This window comes from Roseateles sp. P5_E11 (assembly GCF_054049355.1).
Window position 1 is genome coordinate 1 of sequence record NZ_JBFUMO010000855.1, and the last position, 1,790, is coordinate 1,790.

Annotated in this window: 3 protein-coding genes; 2 read left to right on the forward strand and 1 reads right to left on the reverse strand. The window is 63.8% G+C overall.

Annotation, left to right across the window (positions count from 1 at the left end):
* The coding region (locus ACXJKR_RS31400) for an Orn/Lys/Arg decarboxylase N-terminal domain-containing protein (protein WP_457326189.1) at positions 1-308 on the reverse strand (308 nt) is incomplete at its 3' end.
* A gap of 121 nt (positions 309-429) precedes the next feature.
* Here ACXJKR_RS31400 and ACXJKR_RS31405 point away from each other — a divergent pair.
* The gene (locus tag ACXJKR_RS31405) at positions 430-858 is read left to right on the forward strand and encodes an NfeD family protein (RefSeq protein WP_056196692.1); all 429 of its coding nucleotides are present in this window, start codon (positions 430-432) and stop codon (positions 856-858) included.
* Between the two features lie 30 nt (positions 859-888).
* Positions 889-1,790, forward strand: a 902-nt coding sequence (locus ACXJKR_RS31410) for an SPFH domain-containing protein (RefSeq protein WP_457326190.1), incomplete at its 3' end; no start/stop codon positions are given.

Genomic DNA, 1,790 nt, shown 5'->3' on the forward strand with positions numbered 1-1,790 from the left:
CCATAGACGTAGATGGGGATGTCAGGGTTGCGGTTGCGGATCTCCTGGATGAACTTGCGCAGATTCAGCACGACAGGGTCCATCTCGGGCCCCGCGGTGAATTCCTCGTCGTCAATGGACAGGATGAATGCCGAGGCGCGGCTTTGCTGCTGGGCGAACTGCGACAGATCGCCGTAGCTCGTCACGCCCAGGACTTCCATGCCCTCCTTCTGGATGGCCTCGGCCAACGCGCGGATGCCCAGGCCCGAGGTGTTCTCGGAGCGGTAATYCTCATCGATGATGACGATGGGAAAGTGAAAACGGATCATCGGCGGCCTCCAGCGGGCGGGCATCAAAAAACGAAGCGGCGAAGTGTAGGGCCGCAGCATGTCCCACTCGCGTCAGCGCAGTCTATAAACTGACCCGACAACACTTACCTGGGGAGACAAGATGGAATGGAACTGGGCCACCGTCTGGTGGATCGCTGCAGGAGCGCTCGTCGCGGCCGAATTGGCCAGCGGCACCTTCTATCTGCTGATGCTGGCCGTGGGCGCCATCGCCGGTGCGCTGGCGGCTCATCTCGGCGCGAGCTTGACCGCACAAGTGCTGACCGCCGCCGTCACGGGCGGCGCAGCGGTCGTGGGCTGGCACCTGCGGCGCAGCCGCATGCCCGCAGCCGCTCCCGCTGCAAGCAACCCAGATGTCAACCTCGACATCGGTCAATCCGTCCAGGTCGAGACCTGGTCAACCGACGGCCGGGCCAAGGTGCAATACCGCGGCGCTGCCTGGCAGGCACGCTTCATCGGCAGTCCGCCGGCCCAAAGTGGCCGGCATGTGATTCGCGCGGTCGAAGGCAGTTGTCTGCTCCTCGATCGCTGAGCCTGCAAACCAACAACACCGGGAGGCCTCATGGGGTTCCAAATCGCACTCGTCATCCTCGTCATCGCGGCCATCTTCGTGGCGCGCTCCATCAAGGTCGTCCCGCAGCAGAACGCCTGGGTGGTGGAGCGCCTGGGCAAATACCACGGGACGCTCACACCGGGGCTCAACTTCCTCGTGCCCTTCGTCGACCGGCTGGCCTACAAGCACTCACTGAAGGAGATCGCGCTCGATGTGCCCAGCCAGGTCTGCATCACCAAGGACAACACCCAGTTGACGGTTGACGGCATCCTCTACTTCCAGGTCACCGACCCCATGCGGGCGAGCTACGGCGCGAGCAACTATGTTGTCGCCATCACGCAATTGGCGCAAACGACGCTGCGCTCAGTCATCGGCCGCATGGAGCTGGACCGCACCTTCGAGGAGCGCGCCGTCATCAACACGTCCGTCGTCGAGGCCCTGGACGAGGCGGCCTTGAACTGGGGCGTCAAAGTGCTGCGCTACGAGATCAAGGACCTGACGCCGCCGCCAGCCATCCTGCATTCCATGCAGGCGCAGATCACGGCGGAGCGCGAGAAACGCGCGCTGATTGCGGCGTCAGAAGGCCGGCGCCAGGAGCAGATCAATATCGCGACCGGCGAACGTGAGGCGGCCATTGCACGCTCGGAGGGTGAGAAGCAGGCCGAGATCAACCAGGCACAGGGCCAGGCCGCAGCGATCACCGCTGTCGCGGACGCGACTTCGGACGCCATCCGCAAGATCGCAGCGGCCATCCAGCAGCCGGGCGGTGATCAGGCTGTGCAGCTGAAGGTCGCCGAGAAGGCTGTCGACGCCTATGCCCAGCTTGCGCAGAAGAACAACACGATGATCGTGCCGGGCAATATGACGGAAGTCGCTGGTTTGATCGGCACCGCCATGGCGTTGTTCAAAGG

Coding starts and splice junctions, on each gene's coding strand:
- ACXJKR_RS31405 (WP_056196692.1), top strand. CDS start 430: ATGGAATGGAACTGGGCCACCGTCTGGTGGATCGCTGCAGGAGCGCTC.